Here is an 18,404-nt window from a genome sequence, read left to right as displayed (position 1 = left end):
TCACCGGGGCGGGCCGGCGGCGATCCGGCGCCGGGCGCGCTCGAACTCGCCCCGGCCGGGGCCGAAGCCCTCGAGCCACCAGGTTGCGCCCGCTTCTTCCACCGCCGCGGCGGTGTCGGCATCGCGGTCCGGCTCGGCGCCGTCGGTGCGCCCGGTGACCACGAGGTCGAACCGGTCCGGCTGCTCGGCGCCGAGCGCCGCGGCGGCACCGGCGACGACTCCGGCGGCGTCCGGCGGCAGGGTGCCCGCGGCGCGCAATTCCGCCAGGCGGGAGGCGATTTCGCGGACCACCCCGGTGGTGGGGGCGAAGGAACCGTCCTTGCCGATGATCATGGGCGCGAAACCGTCCCAGCGGGCGGCGCGGCGCAGCGGAGGCAGGCTCGGCCAGTTGCCGCCGATCCAGATCGGCGGACGGCGGGCGGGGGCGGGCAGGAGGGCGCCGACCTCGGCGTGGAAGTGCGCACCGCGGAAGGAGACCGGCTTCCCCGTCCAGAGCCGGGTCAGCAGGTCGAGTCCCTCGTCCAGCCGCGCCGCGACCGCGCGCGGCTCGGCGACCTCACCCCAGCTGCCGTACTCCGCCGCCAGCGGGAAGCCGAGCCCGGCACCGAAGACCAGCCGCCCGCCGGCGAGCCGGTCGACAGTGGCGGTCTGCCTGGCCAGCGTCGACGGCCTGCGCCGGGCGACCGGGGTGACCAGCGGCCCGAGCCGGATCCGCGTGGTGGCCGCGGCCAGCAGGGTGAGCAGTACCCAGGGATCGGCCACCTCGGTGTCGCCGAACGGGAAGACGACGTGGTCCCAGACGAAGACGCCGTCCCATCCGCAGCTCTCGGCCTCCCGGCCGAGCTCGGCCACCCGCCGCGGCTCGGCGAACTCGCCGAGGCACGGCAGGCACAACCCGAATTCCATGCTGCTACTTGAGCATCGAGCCCGCGTCGACCGGCAGCGGAACGCCGGTGATGAACCGCGCCTCGTCCGAGACCAGGTACAGCACCGCGTTGCTGACGTCCACCGAGTCCACCCAGGGGGTGGGCAGCACGTGGAACATCTGGCAGATCGGCTTCATGTCGTCCGGGCCCGGGTTCTCCAGGTCGGGGCGGAACAGCTTGTAGGTGCCCTCGTTGAGCAGCATGTCGGTGCTGACGTGCGTGGGGTGCACCGAGTTGCAGCGGATGTTCTGGTGCCCGAGCTCCACCGCGAAGGTGCGCATGAGCCCGACGATGCCGTGCTTGGCGGCGACGTAGTGGCCGACGTTCGGGTACGCCTTGAGCCCGCCCACCGAGCTGGTCAGCACGATCGAGCCGCTGCCGTTCGCCTGCAGGTGCGGGATGCCCGCCTTCACGCTCTTCCAGACGCCGGTCAGGTTGACCCCGATCATGTCGTCCCAGAGGTCTTCGCGCATCTCCACCAGCGCGCCGCCCTCGTTGGCGAGCCCCGCGTTGGCGATGATGATGTCCAGCTTGCCCAGCTGCTCGACCGCGCCGTCCAGCCCGGCCTTCACCGCGTCGAAGTCGCGGACGTCCGCCTCGACGGTGACGACCCGCCCGCCCGCCGCCTTGACCAGGTCGGCGGTCTCGGCGAGATCGTCCGAGGTCGGCATGGGGAAGGGCACGTTGTCGAGCTGCTTGCAGACATCGAGCGCGATGATGTCCGCGCCCTCCTGGGCCAGCCGGACCGCATGGCTGCGACCCTGGCCGCGCGCCGCGCCGGTGATGAAGGCGACCTTGCCGTCGACCCGTCCGGTCATCGTGGACCTCTCTCCGTGTGTGTGGTTCAGGGGTTGGGGGTGAAGGTGATGTGCAGGTTGCTGAGGCCACGCAGGATGAAGGTGGGCTCGTAGTCGTAGCGGCGCTCACCGGCCGGGCCGTGCTGCTCCGCGTCGATCCCGATGTCGAGCATCCGGTCCAAAATCCGCTCGATCGAGACCCGGCCCTCGACCCGCGCCAGCGGGCCGCCGGGGCAGGAGTGCACGCCGCGGCCGAAGGCCATGTGCTCGCGGAAGTTCTTGCGGTCCAACCGGAACTCGTGCGGGTTCTCGAAGCGGCGCGGGTCGCGGTTGGCGGCGCCGGGGCAGACCATGACGGTCGCGCCGACCGGGATGTCCACCTCGCCGACCTGGGTGGCCCGCTTGGCCAGCCGGAAGCCGGACTTCACCGGCGAGTCCATCCGCAGCGTCTCCTCGATGAAATTCGGGATCAGGCTGCGGTCCGCGCGCAGCGCCTGCTGCACCTCGGGGTGGTCACCGAGCACCCGCAGGGCGGCGCCGAGCAGTTTGGCGGTGGTCTCCTGGCCCGCGGCGAAGAGGAAGGTGGCCGAGCGGACCACGTCGATCACCTCGGGGGTGGAGCCGTCCGGGTACTTGGCCTGGGCCAGCGAGGTGAGGACATCGTCGCGCGGGTTCTCCCTGCGCTCGGTGATGTACTGGACGAACTTCTCGTCCAGCCACTCCAGCGGGTTCGAGGCCACGATCTCGTTGTCCAGCGCGCCCACCCGGGAACCGGGGCGCTCGGCGCCGAGCACGATCCGGAACTGCTGGTGGTCCTCCTCCGGCACGCCGAGCATGTCGGCGACGACCAGCAGCGAGAACGGCTTGGCGTAGGCGGCGAGGAACTCGGTCTTGCCGTCGGCGAGGAACTCGTCCAGCTGCTGGTCGGCCAGCCGCCACATGAACTCCTCGTTCTCCTTGAGCCGGGCCGGGGTGAGCAGCCGGTTCAGGACCGAGCGGGCGTAGGTGTGCTGCGGCGGGTCCATGGTGACCATGTGCTCGAACATCGGTAGCTGCGAGCGGTGCTGCTCGATCTGCTCGGTGATGTCGTCGCCCTCGGGCTGGAACGGGAGCGGCGGGAAGGGGCCGCCGACGGCGATGGCCGAGGAGAACAGCTTCTCGGTGTCGCGCAGGACCTCGGTGGCCTCTTCGTACCCGGTGACGGCGTAGACGCCGAAGGTCGGCTCCTGCTTGACCGGGCACTGGGCGCGCAGGTGGTCGAAGTAGGGGTACGGATCCGGGACCAGGCTCGGATCGGTGAAGTAGTCGACGGTGTCGAAGTCGGTCATCGGTAGCTCCTCGGAAACAATCATATCTCAGGTGGAGAATTTCGTTCTCGCTTAGTTGCGAGAGATCTCCGGATCGGCCGGAGGGGGCGTATCAGGGCAGGTAGACGCGGCTGGCGAGCCAGCGGCCGTCGACCAGCTGCATGGTCATCTCGACGCGGCTGCGGTCGATCCTCGGGTCCGCGGAGGCGGCGTTGGTGACGGTCTGGTCGATGAAGAGGAGGACGTCGACCTCGGTTTCGGTCGCGGACTTGACGGCGGCGTCGAGGACGGTTCCCTTGCCGGTCGCCTTGTTCTCCAGGAGGAGCTGGCGCAGCTGGCCGCTGGATCGCGTGTACATGTCGCGGAATTCGCCGGTGGAGCCGTCGAGTACCGCTGTGAAGCCTGCGTCGAGGTTGTTGGAGTCGACGCTGGTCAGGGTGACGGCGTAGGTTTTCGCCGCGTCCAGGGCGGCGGCGGCGGCCGCGTCCGTCTTGCGCTCGTCGCGGAGTTGGACGCCGAGGATGATCGCCGCCGTCGTCGCGGCGATGGCGATGAGTGCCGTGATCGGCAGGGCGGCTTTGCGAGCGATGCGCAGCCAGTGCTTGCCGCGGGTCTCGCCGCCACCTGCGGTGGCATTCTCGACTGTTTTGCCTGCGGAGGAGTCGTCGGGCTTCTCGGCGGCGGGTTCGGCGGGTTTGCCGGGGGCGGTGTCCGGCCGGGCGTCAACGGCGGTGTCGGTGTCACTCATGAGTGGTTCCTCTCAGCGTTGCGGGGCCGGGGGCGGGGGTGGGAGCGGGGGGCCCGCGAAGGTGAGCGGGAGGGAGAGCGGGCCGATGGGGGTCGGCGTGGCCTGGCGGTCGGCGGGCTCGCCGGGGGGCGGGGCGCCGGGGATGTCGATGCCGGGCGGGCGCGGGGCGTTGCGGGCGCCGCGGATCAGGACCGACGGGTCGTTGTCCTGGCAGTAGGTGTAGAGGTAGGGCTCGGGGAAGTCGGGGAGCGAGGGCGGGCGCCGCGGCAGGTCGTAGTCGCAGGCGTAGCGCGGGTAGAGGTTCACCAGCCCCCAGACGCCGCCGTCGTGGAAGGCCACCGCGATGGCGTCGAGGGTGGAGCCGGCCCGCTCGGTCGGGAAGAAGAACTCCCGGAAGGCGGGCACCCGCGGGCCGGTGGTGTCGGCGACGACGCCGAGGTTGCCGAGCAGCGCGGCGGCGTTCGGCGAGTTCTGCGCCAGCAGCGCGTCCAGCGCGCGGAGCGTGCCCGGCGCGGCGTTCAGCAGCTCGACGTATCCGCCGGACTTGGCCTCCACCCCGGTCAGCGCCACGTTCATGTCGGCCGCGAAATCGCCGAGCCCGGGCGCGAGGTCGCTGACCGTGCCGAGCACCTGCCTGCTGTCCCGGATCAGCGAGACCGTCTGCGGCAGCACCGAATCCAGCGTCGAGGCGAGGAAGATCCCGCTGTCGAGCAGGTCGGCGAGCTTGTCCGGCCCCTCCGGCCCGACCCCGAGCTCGTCCACCACCGCCGCCAGCTGCGCCGGATCGACCTGCGCGAGCGTGGAATCGAGCTGGGAGAGCGTCTTCCAGAGCGGGGTCGGGGTGCTGGTCCGCTCGACGGCGATCTCGGCGCCGTCGGCGAGGTAGGGGCCGCCGTCCCGGTCGGGCCGGAAGTCCAGGTACTGCTCCCCCGCCAGCGACAGGCTCGCCACCCGCACCTCGCCGTCGGCGGGCACCGCGGTGGCGGCATCGATCACCGCGGTGGCGACCAGCCCGGTGCCTGCGAGCTGCACCGACTCGACCTTGCCGATCGGCACCCCGCGCAGCGTGACGTTCTGCCCGGCGAGCAGCCCGCCGGAGTCGGCCAGGTGCACCCTGACCCGCATGGTCTCCGCCGCCGGGTTCACCCCGAGCGAGCCGAACACCAGGTACCCGACCCCGACGACCAGGGTCAGCGCCAGCGCCACCGCGGAGACCGCGGAGCGCCGCGCCCGCACCGCGGAGACCGTGCCGACCAGCAGCCGGGCGGGCCGCTCCAGCGCGCTCACCGCGCACCCCCGGTGATCCGGCCCTGAAGTTTCAGCAGGGTGTAGGTGAGGGTGCCGATGAAGTTCTGCCAGTCCCGCTGGTCGGGCAGCCTGCTCTCCGGGTCGCCCGGGTGGTTGGGGTCGGGCAGCGCGCCGATGGCCAGGTCCTGCCAGTCCGCGTCGGTGCTGGCCGAGGTGCTCACGGTGACCGCCATGACCGGCCCGAGCAGCGCGTTCATCGCCGCGACGCTGGCATTCGGGTTGGTCGCCGCCGAATTCAGCTGGGCGGCGATGGTATTGATGTCGGCGATCATGCCGGTGGTCTGCTCGCCGTTCACCCCGGGGAAGCGGCCGACCTGCGCGGTGATCCGCTCGACCTCGTTGACCAGGGTCAGCGCCTGGCCGGAGTTGGCGCGCAGGGTGTCGAGCGCCGGGCCCGCCGCCGCGATGACGTCGTCGACGGTGCCGCGCTGCTCGTCGATCCGGCGGGCCAGCTGGTCCACCTCGGCGAGCGCGGAGCGGATGTCGTCGGAGCGGGCGGAGAGCGCCTGCACCACCCGGGTGGAGCGGTCGATGAGCTCGGCCATCCGGTCGCCGCGCTCGCCGACGGCGTTGCCGAGCCCGTTCACGATGGTGGTGAGGTTGCGCAGGGCGCCGCCGTTCACCAGCAGCGAGGCGGTGGTGAGCAGCTCCTCGATGGTGGTCGCGGCGGAGGTGTGGTCGAGGGCGATGCTGTCCCCGTCGGCCAGCGCCGGGGTGGCGGTGGTGGCCTCGGCGGGCGGGGTGAGCGAGACGAAGACGTCGCCGAGCGGGGTCGCGGTGCGCAGCTCGGCCCTGGTGCCGAGCGGCAGCCGGACCCCCTGCTGGATGGTCAGCGTGACCACGGCGGTGTAGTCGCGCACCGCCATGTCGCTCACCTCGCCGACATCGGCGCCGGAGAGCCGCACCTTCGCCTTGGCCGGCAGGTTCAGCGCGTTCGCGAAGCTCGCCCGCACGGTGTAGTTGTCGCCGCCGGAGCCGGGGGCGGGCAGCGGCAGATCGCCGAGCCCGACCGCGCAGCCGGTGCTCGCGGCCAGCGCCGCCACGGCGAGCGCGGCGGCGCGGGTGACCCGACCGGCGCTCATCGCGGCATCCTGGACATGGCGTCGAGCATGTCGGTGATCCCGAAGTCGGGGCCGAAGTCCTGCAGCGTGCCCGTGGCGCAGCCCAATTGGCGCAGCCCGAGGATGTTGCAGACCTCCTTGACCAGCTGGCCGTCGAAGAAGACCTTGTCCAGCAGCGCGTGCACCCGCACGCCGCGGTACTGGAAGTCGACCGCGTTGTAGGCGTTGTTCAGCAGCAGCGGAGTGACGTCGATGAACTCACCGAGCTCGCTGCGGTAGTCGGCCAGCGCCTTGGTCACCGTCGCGCCGTTGGCGAGGGTGGACTCCAGCACGCCCGCGTTCTCGGTGAGCAGCGCGTCGGTCTGCCGCATGATGTCGGTGATCTGCGCGCCGGTGTCGCCGGTGCCGATGTCCAGGTCGGCCACCACGTCGCCGAGTTGTCGAGCGGCGGCGCCGAACTGGCGGATGGTGTCCTCGTTGGCGGCGGCCGCGCGGAGCAGCTGGGCGAGCTGGTCGACCAGCTTGGTGAGGGTGTCGCGGGTCTCCGCGCCGCCGTCCCTGCCGAGTTTCAGGGCGGTGGCGAGCTGGTCCAGCGTCTGCCTGAGCTCCGGCCCGCTCCCGGTGGCGATGGTCGCGGAGACGCCGAGCAGCTGGGCCACCGGGCCGTCGCCGGGCTGCTCGCCCTGCAGCTCGCCCGCCATCCGCTCGGCGGCGCCGAGCAGCCGGTCGAACTCGACCGGGGTGCGGGTGCGCTCCGGGCCCAGCCTGGCGCCGTCGGCCAGCGTCGGCCCGCCGCGGTAGGCGGGGGTGAACTCGACGTGCCGGTCGGTGAGCACCGAGGTGGAGAGCGTGACGGCGCGCGCGTCGGCCGGGATGTCGACGTCGGCGTCGAACTCCATGCGCACCTCGACGTGCGTGCCGCGCGGCTCGACCGAGGTCACCTTCCCCACCGGCATGCCGAGCACCGCGACGGCGTTGCCCGGGTAGAGCCCGGCGCCGTTGTCGAACTGCGCGGTCACCGCGATGGTGTCGTCCGGGACGACGGCGCTGCCCGCGCAGCCGGCCAGCGCGCCGATCGCCAGCACCACACCGGCCCGGACCAGGACTCGCTTCGCTCTCACTGGCAGTCCTCGTGGTAGGGGGCGAGCCCGGCTCCCTCGGCGCGCCCGCCTAGCGCGCACATCCAGGAGTCGATCAGCGGCCCGGCGGGCGCGGTGAAGTCGACCTCGTTGGCGGTGCCGGAGGCATTGGCGAAGTTGCGGATCGGGATCGGCAGGATCTCCAGGGTGCTGCGCAGCAGCGCGTCGTTGCGGGCCAGGCTGCCGAGCAGCTCGTCGAGCCCGGCGATCAGGGTGTCGACGGCGGGCCGGTCGCGCACGACGAGGGTGCTGACCTGGTCGGCCAGTCGGCGGGTTGCGTCCATCAGCCGCAGCACCATGTCCCGGCGGGCGACGATCTCGGTGAGCAGGTCGCGGCCCTGGGTCATGATCGCGGCCAGGTTCGCCTGCTGGTCGGTGACGACGCCGGTGAGCTGCTGGCTCGCGGCGAGCAGTGCGCTCAGCTCGGTGCGCCGGTCGCCGATGATCGTCGCCAGCGCGCGGACGTTCGCGAGCATGCCGGGCAGCACCGTCGGGACCCCCTGTAGCTGGGCGGCGAGGGTGTTCAGCGAGGTGCCGATCTGCCCGGCGTCCAGCCGGTCGAAGGTCACCGTGGCGTTGTCCAGCGCGGTCTGCAGGTCGTAGGGGACCTCGGTGCGCTCCAGCGGAATCCGGTGGTCGGGCAGCTCCCCGTCGCCCGCCGGGCGCAGCTCCACATAGCGGGCGCCGAGCAGCGTGGTGAGTTTGATGGCGGCGCCGGTGCTGGTGCCGAGCGGCACCCCGGAGTCGATCGCGAGCGTCACCAGCACCCGGTCCCCCGCCAGCCGGGTGGCGTCGACGGTGCCGACCGGGACGCCGGCGAGGGTCACCTGGTCGCCGGAGCTGATCCCGGCCGCCTGCGCGAACTCCGCCTCGTAGCGGGTGGTCCCGATGCCGATCCGGCTCCAGCCGACCGCCGCCGCGAGCACCGCGAGCAGCACCGCGACCGCGATCAGCCCGAGCACGCCGCGGCGGTGCTCCTCGAGCGGCCGCTTCCACGTCTTCGTCATTCGGTGGACCTACAGATCGGGGAGTACTTGGCCTGCCCGCCGGGAGTTGCCAGGTCGACAACGGTCGGGACCAGCGAGGAGAGCGCGGGCAGGATGGTGACGCCGAAGTTGCACAGATAGGTGTTCAGGTACGGGCCCTCCTGGCTCACCCTGGCCAGCCCCTTCAGCAACCCGGGCAGGTTGAAGCCGAGGTAGGCGAAGTTCTCCTTGTTCTCGGCGAAATGCCTGGTGAAGCCGGGCTCGCGATTCAGCATGGACTCGAGTTCGGGCTGGATGCCGTCCATGGTGTCGGCCAGCCCGCCGGTGGTGACCGCCGCCTGGTCCAGCGCGCCGAACAGCTCGTCGCGGTGCCTGGTCAGCCCGTCCACGATGGCCCGCGACTGCCCGATCAGCGAGCCGATCTGGCCGGTCTGCAGCGCCAGGTTGCCGACCACCGCGTTCAGGTTGCCGATCACCGCGCCGAGCACCTGGTCCGGCCCGGCCAGCGACTCGGCCAGCGACGAGACCTGCTCCACCAGCAGCACCAGCGAGGTCCGGTCGCCCTGCAGCGCCTTGATCAGCGCGCCGGTCACATTGTCGACCTGCGCCGGATCCAGCCCGCCGAAGAGCGGCTCGAAGCCGTTGAGCAGCGCGGAGATGTCGAAGGAGGGCTCGGTGTGTTCGAGCGGGATCTCCGCGCCCGGCCGCAGCGCCGAGCCGTCGCCGAACTCGGCGAGCGCGAGCCCGAGGTAGCGCTGTCCGATGACGTTCTGGTACGTGATGGCGGCCTTGGTGTTGCCGTAGAGCGTCTGGTCGTTCTCCACCCGGAACCGCACCCTGGCCCGCAGGCCGTCCAGCTCGATGCCGTCCACCCGGCCGACCCTGACCCCGGCCATCCGCACGTCGTCGCCGACGCGCAGACCGCTGACATCGCTGAAGACCGCCGAGTAGTCCTCGGTGTCGCCGTTGATGCCGCGATCGAGGGTCACGAAGGTGACCCAGATGAGCGCCATCGCGACGGCGACGAAGAGGCTGACCCCGATCAGCGGGCGGCGGTAGCTCATCGGGCACCGCCGGTCGGGAACGGGCCGTCGGCGACCAGCGGCGCCAGCAGCGATTCGGCGCCGGTGGGGTTGCCCTGCAGTGCCCGCTCGATCAGGTCCCTGATCTCCGGCGGCAGCTCCGGCGCGGCCGGCTGGTTCGCCGGGTCGAGCGCGGCGGGCACCGGCTCGATCGGGATGTCGGCGGGGGCGGTGCCGCAGCTCGGTGCGGCGATCTCGCCGTAGCGCGGGCAGTCGGCCCTGGTGTAGGGGGTGTGCGGGGTGAAGCGGAACTGGAACTTGCCGCGCCCGCGCGGGTTGTCGGCATTCCAGAACTCGGAGAACCAGAGCTCGGAGAGGCGCTTGATGCGCACCACGATCGGGCCGAAGGCCGGGGAGCCTTCGGCGAAGACGTCGATCACCGGCCCCATCTTCTGCGTGACGTCGACGATCTGGTCGGTGCGCCGATCCAGCGAACCGGCGAGCGTGCCGAAGGTGGCATTGCCCGCGCCGAGCAGCCCGGCCAGCTGGGCGTCCTGCTCGGCCAGGGTGCGCATGGGCAGCACCGCGTGGTGCAGGGCGTCGAGCAGGTCGGGGGCTGAGGTGTTCAGCCCGCGTACGGCATCGGCGACCATGGTGAGCGTCGGCGGGCCGCCGTCCGGGGTGAGCAGCGCGTCGAACTCGGTGGTGATCCGGTTCAGCTGGGCGCCCGCCTCGACCAGGTCGGCGCCGCGCCGGTCGGTCGCGCGCGCCACCGTGGCGAGGATGCCGACGGTATTGCCTGCGCCGATCCGCGCGGTGCTGGCGATGATCTCGCGCAGCTTGGTCAGCGCGGTCTGCAACTGCACGGTGGAGAGGCTGGTGTCCTGGGTGATCTCGGTATCCGGGCCGATCGCCGGGCCCGGGCCGTTGTCGACCAGCTGCACCGAGGAGACCGCGAAGACGTTGCTCGGCACCACCCTGGCCGTCACCGTGCTCGGAATCCCCTGCGCGGCAACGGGGTCGAGCTGGAGCAGCACCCGGTTCCCGGCGTCGCCGACGGCCGGGGTGACCCCGGCGACGATGCCGACCAGCATGCCGCGGAACTTGACGTCGGAGCGCGTCGGCAGCCCGTCGCCGAGCTGCGCGAGCACCGCCGTCACCTCCAGCTTCTCGTCGAAGCGGCCGGTGGACTTGAGCAGCAGTAGCGTCACCACCAGCGCGGTCGCCAGCACCAGCACCAGCCCGCGCAGCAGCAGCGCGGTGCCGGACGGCCCGCGGCCGTCCTTCTCGAACAGCACCGACATGACCTCAGCCTCCGAGCCGGGCGCTGGCGCCGATGCCCCACAGCGCGATCGTGAGTAGCAGATTGACGATGATCATCAGCGAGATGGCGGCGCGCATGGCGCGGCCCGCCGCGATGCCGACCCCCTGCGGCCCGCCCGCGGCGTAGAAGCCGTAGTAGCACTGCACGGTGGTCGTGATGATCACGAAGACGATGGCCTTGAGCAGCGAGTAGACGATGTCCGGGCCGTTCAGCACGAGCTGGAAGTAGTGCTGGTAGGTGCCGCGCGAGAGCCCGCCGGAGAGCCCGACCACCAGCTCGACCGCGATGTAGTTCACGGCGAGGCAGATGACGTAGAGCGGGACCATCGCCACGATCGAGGCGAGCAGCCTGGTGCTCACCAGGTACGGCATCGAGCGGATGCCCATCGACTCCATCGCCTCGATCTCCTCGGCGATCCCCATCGCGCCGAGCTGCGCGGTGAAGCGACAGCCCGCCTGCGCGGCGAAGGCCAGCGAGGCCATGATCGGCGCCAGCTCCCTGGTCGAGGCGGTGGAGGCGATCAGCCCGATGGTCGGCTCCATGCCGAGCAGGTGCAGGGCGTTGTACCCCTCCAGCCCCACGATGGCGCCGCCAGCCGCGCCGAGCACGATGATCACCCCCGCGGTGCCGCCGCCGACGACGATCGAGCCGTTGCCCCAGGTGATGTCGGAGAGGATGCGCAGGAACTCGCCGCGGTAGTGCCGCAGCATCACCGGGATCGAGCCGAGCGCGCGCACCAGGAAGCTGATCATGTGGCCGAGCCGCATGAACGAGACGCCGACCTGCCGCGAGGTGCGGAGCAGGGTGCGGGTGCCGAGCGGGCGGTACGGCGCGGCCATCACAGCCCCGACCGCGGGAACAGGATCATGAACATCTGCGTGAACACGACATTGACCACCATGAGCAGCAGGATCGATGACACCACCGTCGAGTTCACCGAGTTGGCGACGCCGGCCGGCCCACCCTTGGTGCCGAGCCCCTTCTCGCAGGCCACCACCGCCACGATGGCGCCGTAGACCACGGCCTTCACCAGCGTGAGCCACAGGTCGCCGACGGTGGCGAAGGAGGCGAAGGTGGCGACGAAGCTGCCGGGCGCGCCGCCCTGCACGAAGACGTTGAACAGGTAACCGGCCAGGAAGCCGACGAAGCAGACCACCCCGGTGAGCGAGACGCCGACCAGCACCGCGGCCGCCACCCGCGGCACGACCAGCCGCCGGATCACCGAGACGCCCATGACCTCCATGGCGTCCAGCTCGTCCCTGATCTTGCGGCTGCCGAGATCGGCGCAGATGGCCGAGCCGACGGCCGAGGCCATGAGCAGCGCGGCCACCATCGGCGCGCCCTGCCTGATCACCGCGAGCCCGCTCGCCGCGCCCGCCAGCGAGGTGGCGCCGACCTGCCCGGCCAGCAGCCCGAACTGGATGGAGAGCGTCACGCCGATGGGCAGCGAGACGAAGATGGTCGGCAGCGCCGCCGCCGAGGCCATGAAGGCCGACTGCCTGACGAACTCGGCGAAGTTGAAGCGCCCGGTGACGATATCGGCGACCAGGTACTGGATGGCCCGGACGCCGAGCACGAACTGCCCGCCGACGGTCTCCAGCGCGGCCACCGGGTGCCGCTTCAGGTAGCCGCGGCCCCAGTCGGTGACCTCCCGGGTCGCCGGCTTCGCGGCGGGGAGTTCACCGCCTGCGGGACCAGGGCTGAGCGTCATCGATGAACCTTCTGATCGGCGGCGGGAGAGTCGCTGAGAATCGCGTACCGCACTCTGCGAGAACCAACTGTTCCCATTGTGAGCGCTATCTCTCAGCGACGTCAAGAGTGGAATGCACGATTCAGAGAATTAGATTCTCCTCGAACCACACGCGTTTCACTTCGGATATGTCGGAAAATGCGAAAGAGGGGCGACCGGGAATTTCCCGTCAACCCGGAAGGAATCGCAGAGCCGTCCCTCCGGATCAGATGCTGTGCACATGCATAGCATGATTCGGGAAGAGGCGTCAATAGTGACAGCGGTCCGCTACTACGATACGAATTGATCCCACGACCAGGACTCCGGAAGGGAGCAGGCGGATGCCATCACCCCGCCGTATCGGCGCCCCCGACGCCAAGAACCGCGGTGTCCTGCTGGAGGCCGCCCAGCAGCTGCTGCTCGACGAGGGCTGGGCGGCGGTGACCTCACGGCGCGTCGCCGAGCGCGCCGGGCTCAAACCCCAGCTCGTGCATTATTACTTCCGCTCGATGGACGACCTCCTGCTGGAAATCTTCACCCGGCGCGCGGACGAGGGGCTCATAATGCAGGCCGAGATGATGGAAACGTCCGCCCCGCTGCGCGCGCTCTGGGAATTCAGCATCGATCCCGCCGCGGTCCGTTTCACCATGGAGTTCGTCGGATTGTCGAATCACCGCCCGGCCATCCGGGCGGCGGTCGCCGATTACGCCGAGCGCTTCCGCACGATCCAGACCACCGCGCTGACCCGCATCCTCGCCGAGTACGGGCTGGACACCGAGCGCTTCCCGCCCGCCGCGATGGCGGTGCTCATGACGAGCATCTCCCGGGTGGTGGTGCTGGAGCGCGCGCTCGGCATGTCCGGCGGGCACGGCGAGGCCTTCGACCTCGTCGAGCGGGAGATCGCCCAGCTCGAACGGGCCAGGGCGGGCAGCCCCGAGCCCGCGGGCTGACCGTCAGGCGGGCAGCAGGTCGCGCATCTCGGCCCGGTACCGCGGCGGCAGCAGCTCGCCGGCGCCGAAGACCTCGGTCGGCGGCACCTGCTCCCCCGCGCAGCCTGCGGCGGTCAGCGCGCAGGACTTGAAGGCGCGGGCCGCGACGCTGACCCGGTGATAGGAGGGCGCGACCCGGCCCGCCAGCTCGTCCGGCAGGTCGTCGCCCCAGACCGCGATCTCGGTGAGGCCGCGATCGAGGCAGTCCAGCACCCCCGTGCGGACCATCGGCTCGACCCGGTAGGTCGCGGCGGAGACGGCCACCGCCATGGGCCAGATCTCGTGGATCGGCCCGGCGAGCGCCTGGCGCAGGTCGAGCACGGTGGCGCCGAGGATCCGCAGCGGCGCGACGTCGGCGGAGTCGGCGACAAGCACGGTCACCTCCCAGCCTGCCGCGGAGCGGTCGAAGAGCCAGCCACCGGCATTCCGGATGACGTCGGCGGCGTCCGGGGCCACCACCGCAAGCCGGTGCCGGAGCGGGTGCTCGCGGGCATGCGCCCGCCAGTGGGTGACGGAGTGGACGCCGGGGGCGGCGGATCGAGTAGCCATGGGTTCCATCCCGAGATCGAGAGTCGACACGGCGATCGCTCCGGGCGCCCGGCGGCGTCGGGACTGGGGGGACGCGGGGCTGCCGCACTACCCGGGACGAACTACCGACCACACCCTAGGCCACACGCTTGTTCTCCCGCTGGAAAATGTGATTCTCTGTTCGGGAGAACGCTATGCGGTCGAGAAGGGGCTCCCATGCGCACGATTCCTCCCGAGCTGGCCAAGCACTACCGCGAGCAGGGCTGGTGGACCGGTGAGACGCTGGGCGAGCTGCTGGCGGGCGGGCTCGCCGCCGCGCCGGGCGCCGCGTTCCGGATCCACTCCGAGGAGCGGCCCTACGACGGCACCTTCGCCGAGGTCGAGCAGGTCGCGCGGCGGCTCGCGGCGGGGCTGCGCAGGCGCGGGGTCGGCCCGGGCGACGTGGTGGCCTTCCAGCTGCCGAACTGGATGCAGGCGGCGGCGACCTTCTGGGCCTCGGCCTTCCTCGGCGCCACCGTCGTCCCGGTGGTGCACTTCTACGGCCGCCGCGAGCTCGGCTACATCCTGGAGACGGTCCGGCCCAAGGTGTTCGTCACGCTGGAGCGCTTCGGCAGCCTGGAGTTCCCGCCGGAGCCCTACGCGGGGGTGCCGATCACCGGCGTGGTCGGTCGCGACTTCGACGACCTGCTCGACCCGGAGCCCATGCCGGGTGTGCTCGGCACCGACCCGGACGGCCCGGCGCTGATCGCCTTCACCTCCGGCACCACCAGGGCGCCCAAGGGCGTCGTGCACAGCCACAACACGCTCGTGCACGAGACCAGGCAGCTCGCCGCGTGGTACCCCGCCGACCGCGGCGACCAGCTCACCGCCGCCCCGGTCGGCCACTTCATCGGCATGGTGAACGCGCTGCTCATCCCGGTGCTGGACCGCAAGCCGATCCACCTCATCGACGTCTGGGACCCCGCCCGCATCCTCGGTCTGATGACGACGCACGGCATCACCGTCGGCGGCGGCGTTCCGTACTACGTCACCAGCCTGCTCGACCACCCCGAGCACACCCCCGCGCACCTGCCCGCCATGCGCTACGCCGGGCTCGGCGGCGCCGCGGTGCCCGCCGCGATCACCACCAGGCTGGCGAGCGCTGGGATCACGGTCTACCGCTCGTACGGCAGCACCGAGCACCCCTCGATCACCGGCTCGCTGCACAGCGCGCCCGAGGAGAAGCGGCTCTACACCGACGGCGACCCGCTGCCCGGCGTCGAGCTCCGGCTGGCCGCGGACGGCGAGATCATCAGCCGCGGCCCCGACCTCTGCCTCGGCTACGTCGACCCGGAGCTCACCGCGACGGCCTTCGACGCCGACGGCTGGTACCACACCGGCGATATCGGCGTGCTGGACGCGGACGGCTACCTGACCATCACCGACCGCAAGTCCGACATCATCATCCGCGGCGGCGAGAACATCAGCGCGCTCGAGGTCGAGGAGCTGCTGCTGACGCTGCCCGGCGTGGCCGAGGCGGTCGCGGTGGCGGTGCCCGATCCGCGGCTCGGCGAGCGCGCGGCCGCGGTGCTGCGGCTGTTGCCCGGGCACGAAGCCCCCGACCTGGAGGCACTGCGCGCGCACTTCGCCGCGGCCGGGCTGGCCAAGCAGAAGTGGCCGGAGCAGGTGCACGTCGTCGCGGATTTCCCGCGCACGCCCAGCGGCAAGATCCAGAAATACGTGGTCCGCCGCGAACTCGCCGCCACTCAGGACGTTGCGGCCCGCTCTTGAAGAGAATATCATTCTCGCTAGACGACAAGGAGGATTCCATGAGCAAAGTAGACCTGCCGTATCAGCTCTTCGACGCGGACAACCACCTCTACGAGACGAAGGAAGCGCTGACCCGGTACCTGCCGGAGCAGTACAAGGGCGCGATCCAGTACGTCGAGATCAACGGCCGCACCAAGATCGCGGTGCTCGGCCAGATCAGCGAGTACATCCCGAACCCGACCTTCGAGGTCGTCGCCCGCCCCGGTGCCATGGAGGAGTACTTCAAGCACGGGAACCCGGAGGGCAAGAGCCGCAGGGAGATCTTCGGCAAGTCCATGAAGGCGATCGACGCCTTCCGCGACCCGATCGCCCGGCTCAAGGTCATGGACGATCTGCAGCTGCAGCGCGCGCTGATGTTCCCGACCCTGGCCAGCCTGATCGAAGAGCGGATGCGGCACCACCCGGAGCTGATCCACGCGGTGGTCGAGTCGCTGAACCGCTGGATGCTGGACGACTGGGGCCAGGACGGCGCCTTCGTGCACTCGGACCGGATCTTCACCATCCCGGTGATCACCCTGCCCATCGTCGACCGCGCGATCGCCGAGCTGAACTGGGCCGTCGTCGAGCACGGCGCCAAGGCCATCCTGGTGCGCCCGGCGCCGGTGCCCGGCTACAAGGGCATGCGCTCGTTCGCGCTGCCGGAGTTCGACCCGTTCTGGAAGCGCGTTGTCGAGCTGGACGTGCTGGTCACCATGCACTCCTCGGACAGCGGCTACTCGCGCTACGACGCCGAGTGGGAGGGGAACAGCCTGGAGATGCTGCCCTTCCAGACCAACACCTTCGCCATGACCAACCAGTGGCGGCCGGTCACCGACGCGGTGGCCTCCTGGGTCTGCCACGGCGCGCTGAACCGCTTCCCCGATCTCAAGATCGCGGTCATCGAGAACGGCTCGGCCTGGCTGGAGCCGCTGCTGCAGCAGCTCTCCGACGTGTACAAGAAGGCGCCGGAGGGGTTCGGCTTCCGCAACCCGGTCGAGGCCATCAAGCAGAGCCTCTACGTCTCCCCGTTCTGGGAGGAGGACCTGGTCCGGCTCTCCGACGTGATGGGCGCCGACCACGTGCTCTTCGGCTCGGACTGGCCGCACCCGGAGGGGCTGGCCGAACCGGCCCGCTACATCCACGAGATCAAGGACATGAAGCTGGAGCACCAGGCGGGCATCATGGGCGGCAACCTGGCCCGGCTGCTCAAGGTCTGAACCCCACCATGACCTGGGAGTCCATCCCACAGATGGTGCTCTCCGCCGCCGACCGCTTCGGTTCGTCCGAGGCGGTCGTCGACGGTGAGCTGCGGTGGAGCTACACCGAGCTCGCGGAGCGGGTGCGCCGCGCCGCGGGCGCCTTCGCCGCGTTCGGTATCGAGAAGGGCGACCGGGCCGCGGTCTGGGCGCCGAACTCGGCCGAGTGGATCGTCGCCGCCTTCGGGCTGATGGCCGCGGGCGGCGTGCTGGTTCCGGTGAACACCCGGTTCAAGGCGGAGGAGGCGCGCGACGTCATCCGGCGCAGCGGGGCGAAGGCGGTGCTGGTGCAGCAGGGTTTCCAGGGCACCGAGTACACCGCCGACGTGCCGGTGCTCGATCTGAAGTCGGAGTTCCTCGGCAGCGGGGAGCCGTTCGAGCGCCCGGTGGCAGGCACCGACATCGCCGACATCATCTTCACCTCCGGCACCACCGGCCGCCCCAAGGGCGCGCTGATGAACCACGCGCAGACGCTGCGGCTCTACGCGGAGTGGTGCGATCTCGCCGACCTGCGCGAGGGTGACCGGTACCTGATCGTCAACCCGTTCTTCCACACCTTCGGGCTCAAGGCCGGGCTGGTCGCCTCGCTCATCCGCGGCGCCACCATCCTGCCGGTGCCGGTCTTCGACGTGGACACCGTGCTCGACCTGGTCGAGCGCGAGCGGATCACCATGCTGCCCGGCCCGCCCACGCTCTACCACTCGCTGCTCGCGGCGAAGGGCACCCGCGACCTCTCCTCGCTGCGGGCCGCCGTCACCGGCGCGGCCGACATCCCGGTGGAGCTCATCCGCCGGGTGCGCGAGGAGCTGCCGTTCCGGTCGATCATGACCGGGTACGGCCTCACCGAGGCGGGCACCGCGACGGCGTCCCGCCCCGGCGACACCTTCGAGCAGATCGCCACCACCGTCGGGCAGCCGTGCGACGGGATCGAGGTGCGGATCGCGGACGACGGCGAGGTGCTCGTCCGCGGCTACAGCGTCATGCAGGGGTACCTGGACGATCCCGAGGCCACGGCCGAGGCGATCGACCCGGAGGGCTGGCTGCACACCGGTGACCTCGGTGAGCTGGACCCGGAGGGCAGGCTGCGGATCGTCGGGCGGAAGAAGGACATGTTCATCGTCGGCGGCTTCAACGCCTACCCGGCCGAGATCGAGGGGTTCCTGCTCGAGCACCCCGCGGTGGCGCAGGCCGCCGTGGTCGGGGTGGCCGACGAGCGGCTCGGGCAGGTCGGGCGGGCCTACGTGGTGCCGTCGGCGCCGCTCACCGAGGACGAGCTGATCGGTTGGAGCCGGAATCGGATGGCAGGCTACAAGGTGCCGCGCTCGATCCGCTTCCTGGACGCACTGCCGCTCAACGCCACCGGCAAGGTGATGAAGGACCAGCTGCGCTGAGTCCGCCCCCGGCGCGTTCCTCCGAACACCCCCACGTGCGCCCGGGGCGGCCCGGCCGCGGCTCGGGCGCGCACGGTGCCCGGCGCACGGCCACGCGCCGGGCAC

General features: G+C 71.1%; 17 protein-coding genes. 4 read left to right on the top strand and 13 right to left on the bottom strand.

Going from position 1 to position 18,404, the window contains the following annotated elements; translation table 11 throughout:
* The 12 genes from ACFUJ1_RS22550 to ACFUJ1_RS22495 all read right to left on the bottom strand — a co-directional run bounded on the left by ACFUJ1_RS22550 (position 1) and on the right by ACFUJ1_RS22495 (position 12,329).
* Positions 1–906 (bottom strand): LLM class flavin-dependent oxidoreductase, encoded by a 906-nt coding sequence (locus tag ACFUJ1_RS22550; RefSeq protein ID WP_378648507.1) that lies wholly within the window; start codon positions 904–906, stop codon positions 1–3.
* A 4-nt stretch (positions 907–910) separates the two neighbouring features.
* Positions 911–1,744 carry a mycofactocin-coupled SDR family oxidoreductase gene (locus tag ACFUJ1_RS22545; protein WP_378648505.1) on the bottom strand — a complete coding sequence of 278 codons (834 nt, stop codon included), beginning with the start codon at positions 1,742–1,744 and terminating at the stop codon, positions 911–913.
* 26 nt (positions 1,745–1,770) lie between these two features.
* Positions 1,771–3,051 carry a cytochrome P450 gene (locus tag ACFUJ1_RS22540; protein ID WP_378648503.1) on the bottom strand — a complete coding sequence of 427 codons (1,281 nt, stop codon included), beginning with the start codon at positions 3,049–3,051 and terminating at the stop codon, positions 1,771–1,773.
* 91 nt (positions 3,052–3,142) lie between these two features.
* A complete protein-coding gene (locus tag ACFUJ1_RS22535; RefSeq protein WP_378648501.1) occupies positions 3,143–3,778 on the bottom strand; it encodes a hypothetical protein in 636 nt (211 codons plus the stop codon).
* Between the two features lie 12 nt (positions 3,779–3,790).
* A complete protein-coding gene (locus tag ACFUJ1_RS22530; RefSeq protein WP_378648499.1) occupies positions 3,791–5,065 on the bottom strand; it encodes an MlaD family protein in 1,275 nt (424 codons plus the stop codon).
* Complete coding sequence (locus ACFUJ1_RS22525) at positions 5,062–6,168, bottom strand: MlaD family protein (protein ID WP_378648497.1); 1,107 nt, start codon at positions 6,166–6,168, stop codon at positions 5,062–5,064. Before ACFUJ1_RS22525 ends, ACFUJ1_RS22530 begins: the two co-directional genes overlap by 4 nt.
* Positions 6,165–7,268: an MCE family protein gene (locus ACFUJ1_RS22520; protein WP_378648495.1), complete on the bottom strand. Its 1,104-nt coding sequence runs from the start codon at positions 7,266–7,268 to the stop codon at positions 6,165–6,167. The genes ACFUJ1_RS22525 and ACFUJ1_RS22520 overlap by 4 nt, the downstream gene beginning before the upstream one ends.
* Positions 7,265–8,293 (bottom strand): MCE family protein, encoded by a 1,029-nt coding sequence (locus ACFUJ1_RS22515; RefSeq protein WP_378648493.1) that lies wholly within the window; start codon positions 8,291–8,293, stop codon positions 7,265–7,267. The genes ACFUJ1_RS22520 and ACFUJ1_RS22515 overlap by 4 nt, the downstream gene beginning before the upstream one ends.
* Positions 8,290–9,336, bottom strand: coding sequence for an MlaD family protein (locus tag ACFUJ1_RS22510; protein WP_378648491.1), 1,047 nt, complete (start codon positions 9,334–9,336; stop codon positions 8,290–8,292). The genes ACFUJ1_RS22515 and ACFUJ1_RS22510 overlap by 4 nt, the downstream gene beginning before the upstream one ends.
* Positions 9,333–10,598: an MlaD family protein gene (locus ACFUJ1_RS22505; protein WP_378648489.1), complete on the bottom strand. Its 1,266-nt coding sequence runs from the start codon at positions 10,596–10,598 to the stop codon at positions 9,333–9,335. The genes ACFUJ1_RS22510 and ACFUJ1_RS22505 overlap by 4 nt, the downstream gene beginning before the upstream one ends.
* 4 nt (positions 10,599–10,602) lie before the next feature.
* Positions 10,603–11,457, bottom strand: coding sequence for an ABC transporter permease (locus ACFUJ1_RS22500; protein WP_378648487.1), 855 nt, complete (start codon positions 11,455–11,457; stop codon positions 10,603–10,605).
* A complete protein-coding gene (locus tag ACFUJ1_RS22495) occupies positions 11,457–12,329 on the bottom strand; it encodes an ABC transporter permease (RefSeq protein WP_233017334.1) in 873 nt (290 codons plus the stop codon). Before ACFUJ1_RS22495 ends, ACFUJ1_RS22500 begins: the two co-directional genes overlap by 1 nt.
* Before the next feature lie 359 nt (positions 12,330–12,688).
* Between ACFUJ1_RS22495 and ACFUJ1_RS22490 the strand changes: the two genes are divergently transcribed.
* On the top strand, positions 12,689–13,297 hold the full coding sequence (locus ACFUJ1_RS22490) for a TetR/AcrR family transcriptional regulator (RefSeq protein WP_378648485.1): 609 nt from the start codon (positions 12,689–12,691) through the stop codon (positions 13,295–13,297).
* A 3-nt stretch (positions 13,298–13,300) separates the two neighbouring features.
* Here the strand turns inward: ACFUJ1_RS22490 and ACFUJ1_RS22485 are convergent, their stop codons facing one another.
* Positions 13,301–13,885: a hypothetical protein gene (locus ACFUJ1_RS22485; RefSeq protein ID WP_378648483.1), complete on the bottom strand. Its 585-nt coding sequence runs from the start codon at positions 13,883–13,885 to the stop codon at positions 13,301–13,303.
* A 195-nt stretch (positions 13,886–14,080) separates the two neighbouring features.
* Here ACFUJ1_RS22485 and ACFUJ1_RS22480 point away from each other — a divergent pair, with 195 nt between their 5' ends.
* Genes ACFUJ1_RS22480 through ACFUJ1_RS22470 form a run of 3 tightly spaced genes read left to right on the top strand, consistent with a single transcriptional unit; the run spans position 14,081 to position 18,299 of the window.
* On the top strand, positions 14,081–15,634 hold the full coding sequence (locus ACFUJ1_RS22480; RefSeq protein WP_378648481.1) for an AMP-binding protein: 1,554 nt from the start codon (positions 14,081–14,083) through the stop codon (positions 15,632–15,634).
* A 38-nt stretch (positions 15,635–15,672) separates the two neighbouring features.
* Positions 15,673–16,869, top strand: a complete 1,197-nt coding sequence (locus ACFUJ1_RS22475; RefSeq protein ID WP_378648479.1) for an amidohydrolase family protein — start codon at positions 15,673–15,675, stop codon at positions 16,867–16,869.
* Positions 16,870–16,877: 8 nt separating this feature from the next.
* A complete protein-coding gene (locus ACFUJ1_RS22470) occupies positions 16,878–18,299 on the top strand; it encodes a FadD3 family acyl-CoA ligase (RefSeq protein ID WP_378648477.1) in 1,422 nt (473 codons plus the stop codon).
* The last annotated feature ends 105 nt before the right edge of the window (positions 18,300–18,404 follow it).

Origin of the sequence: Nocardia sp. NPDC057227, from assembly GCF_042669725.1 — a bacterium.
Classification (GTDB): domain Bacteria; phylum Actinomycetota; class Actinomycetes; order Mycobacteriales; family Mycobacteriaceae; genus Nocardia; species Nocardia asteroides_A.
Note: the sequence above shows the minus strand (reverse complement) of the source record. Positions and strands in the feature narration are given on the sequence as shown.

Excerpts from the sequence above, each read along its gene's own strand:
- ACFUJ1_RS22490 (WP_378648485.1), top strand. The coding sequence starts at position 12,689 with ATGCCATCACCCCGCCGTATCGGCGCCCCCGACGCCAAGAACCGCGGT.
- ACFUJ1_RS22540 (WP_378648503.1), bottom strand. The coding sequence starts at position 3,051 with ATGACCGACTTCGACACCGTCGACTACTTCACCGATCCGAGCCTGGTC.
- ACFUJ1_RS22545 (WP_378648505.1), bottom strand. The coding sequence starts at position 1,744 with ATGACCGGACGGGTCGACGGCAAGGTCGCCTTCATCACCGGCGCGGCG.
- ACFUJ1_RS22515 (WP_378648493.1), bottom strand. The coding sequence starts at position 8,293 with ATGACGAAGACGTGGAAGCGGCCGCTCGAGGAGCACCGCCGCGGCGTG.
- ACFUJ1_RS22480 (WP_378648481.1), top strand. The coding sequence starts at position 14,081 with ATGCGCACGATTCCTCCCGAGCTGGCCAAGCACTACCGCGAGCAGGGC.
- ACFUJ1_RS22510 (WP_378648491.1), bottom strand. The coding sequence starts at position 9,336 with ATGAGCTACCGCCGCCCGCTGATCGGGGTCAGCCTCTTCGTCGCCGTC.
- ACFUJ1_RS22495 (WP_233017334.1), bottom strand. The coding sequence starts at position 12,329 with ATGACGCTCAGCCCTGGTCCCGCAGGCGGTGAACTCCCCGCCGCGAAG.
- ACFUJ1_RS22550 (WP_378648507.1), bottom strand. The coding sequence starts at position 906 with ATGGAATTCGGGTTGTGCCTGCCGTGCCTCGGCGAGTTCGCCGAGCCG.
- ACFUJ1_RS22535 (WP_378648501.1), bottom strand. The coding sequence starts at position 3,778 with ATGAGTGACACCGACACCGCCGTTGACGCCCGGCCGGACACCGCCCCC.
- ACFUJ1_RS22475 (WP_378648479.1), top strand. The coding sequence starts at position 15,673 with ATGAGCAAAGTAGACCTGCCGTATCAGCTCTTCGACGCGGACAACCAC.
- ACFUJ1_RS22505 (WP_378648489.1), bottom strand. The coding sequence starts at position 10,598 with ATGTCGGTGCTGTTCGAGAAGGACGGCCGCGGGCCGTCCGGCACCGCG.
- ACFUJ1_RS22485 (WP_378648483.1), bottom strand. The coding sequence starts at position 13,885 with ATGGCTACTCGATCCGCCGCCCCCGGCGTCCACTCCGTCACCCACTGG.
- ACFUJ1_RS22470 (WP_378648477.1), top strand. The coding sequence starts at position 16,878 with ATGACCTGGGAGTCCATCCCACAGATGGTGCTCTCCGCCGCCGACCGC.
- ACFUJ1_RS22500 (WP_378648487.1), bottom strand. The coding sequence starts at position 11,457 with ATGGCCGCGCCGTACCGCCCGCTCGGCACCCGCACCCTGCTCCGCACC.
- ACFUJ1_RS22525 (WP_378648497.1), bottom strand. The coding sequence starts at position 6,168 with ATGAGCGCCGGTCGGGTCACCCGCGCCGCCGCGCTCGCCGTGGCGGCG.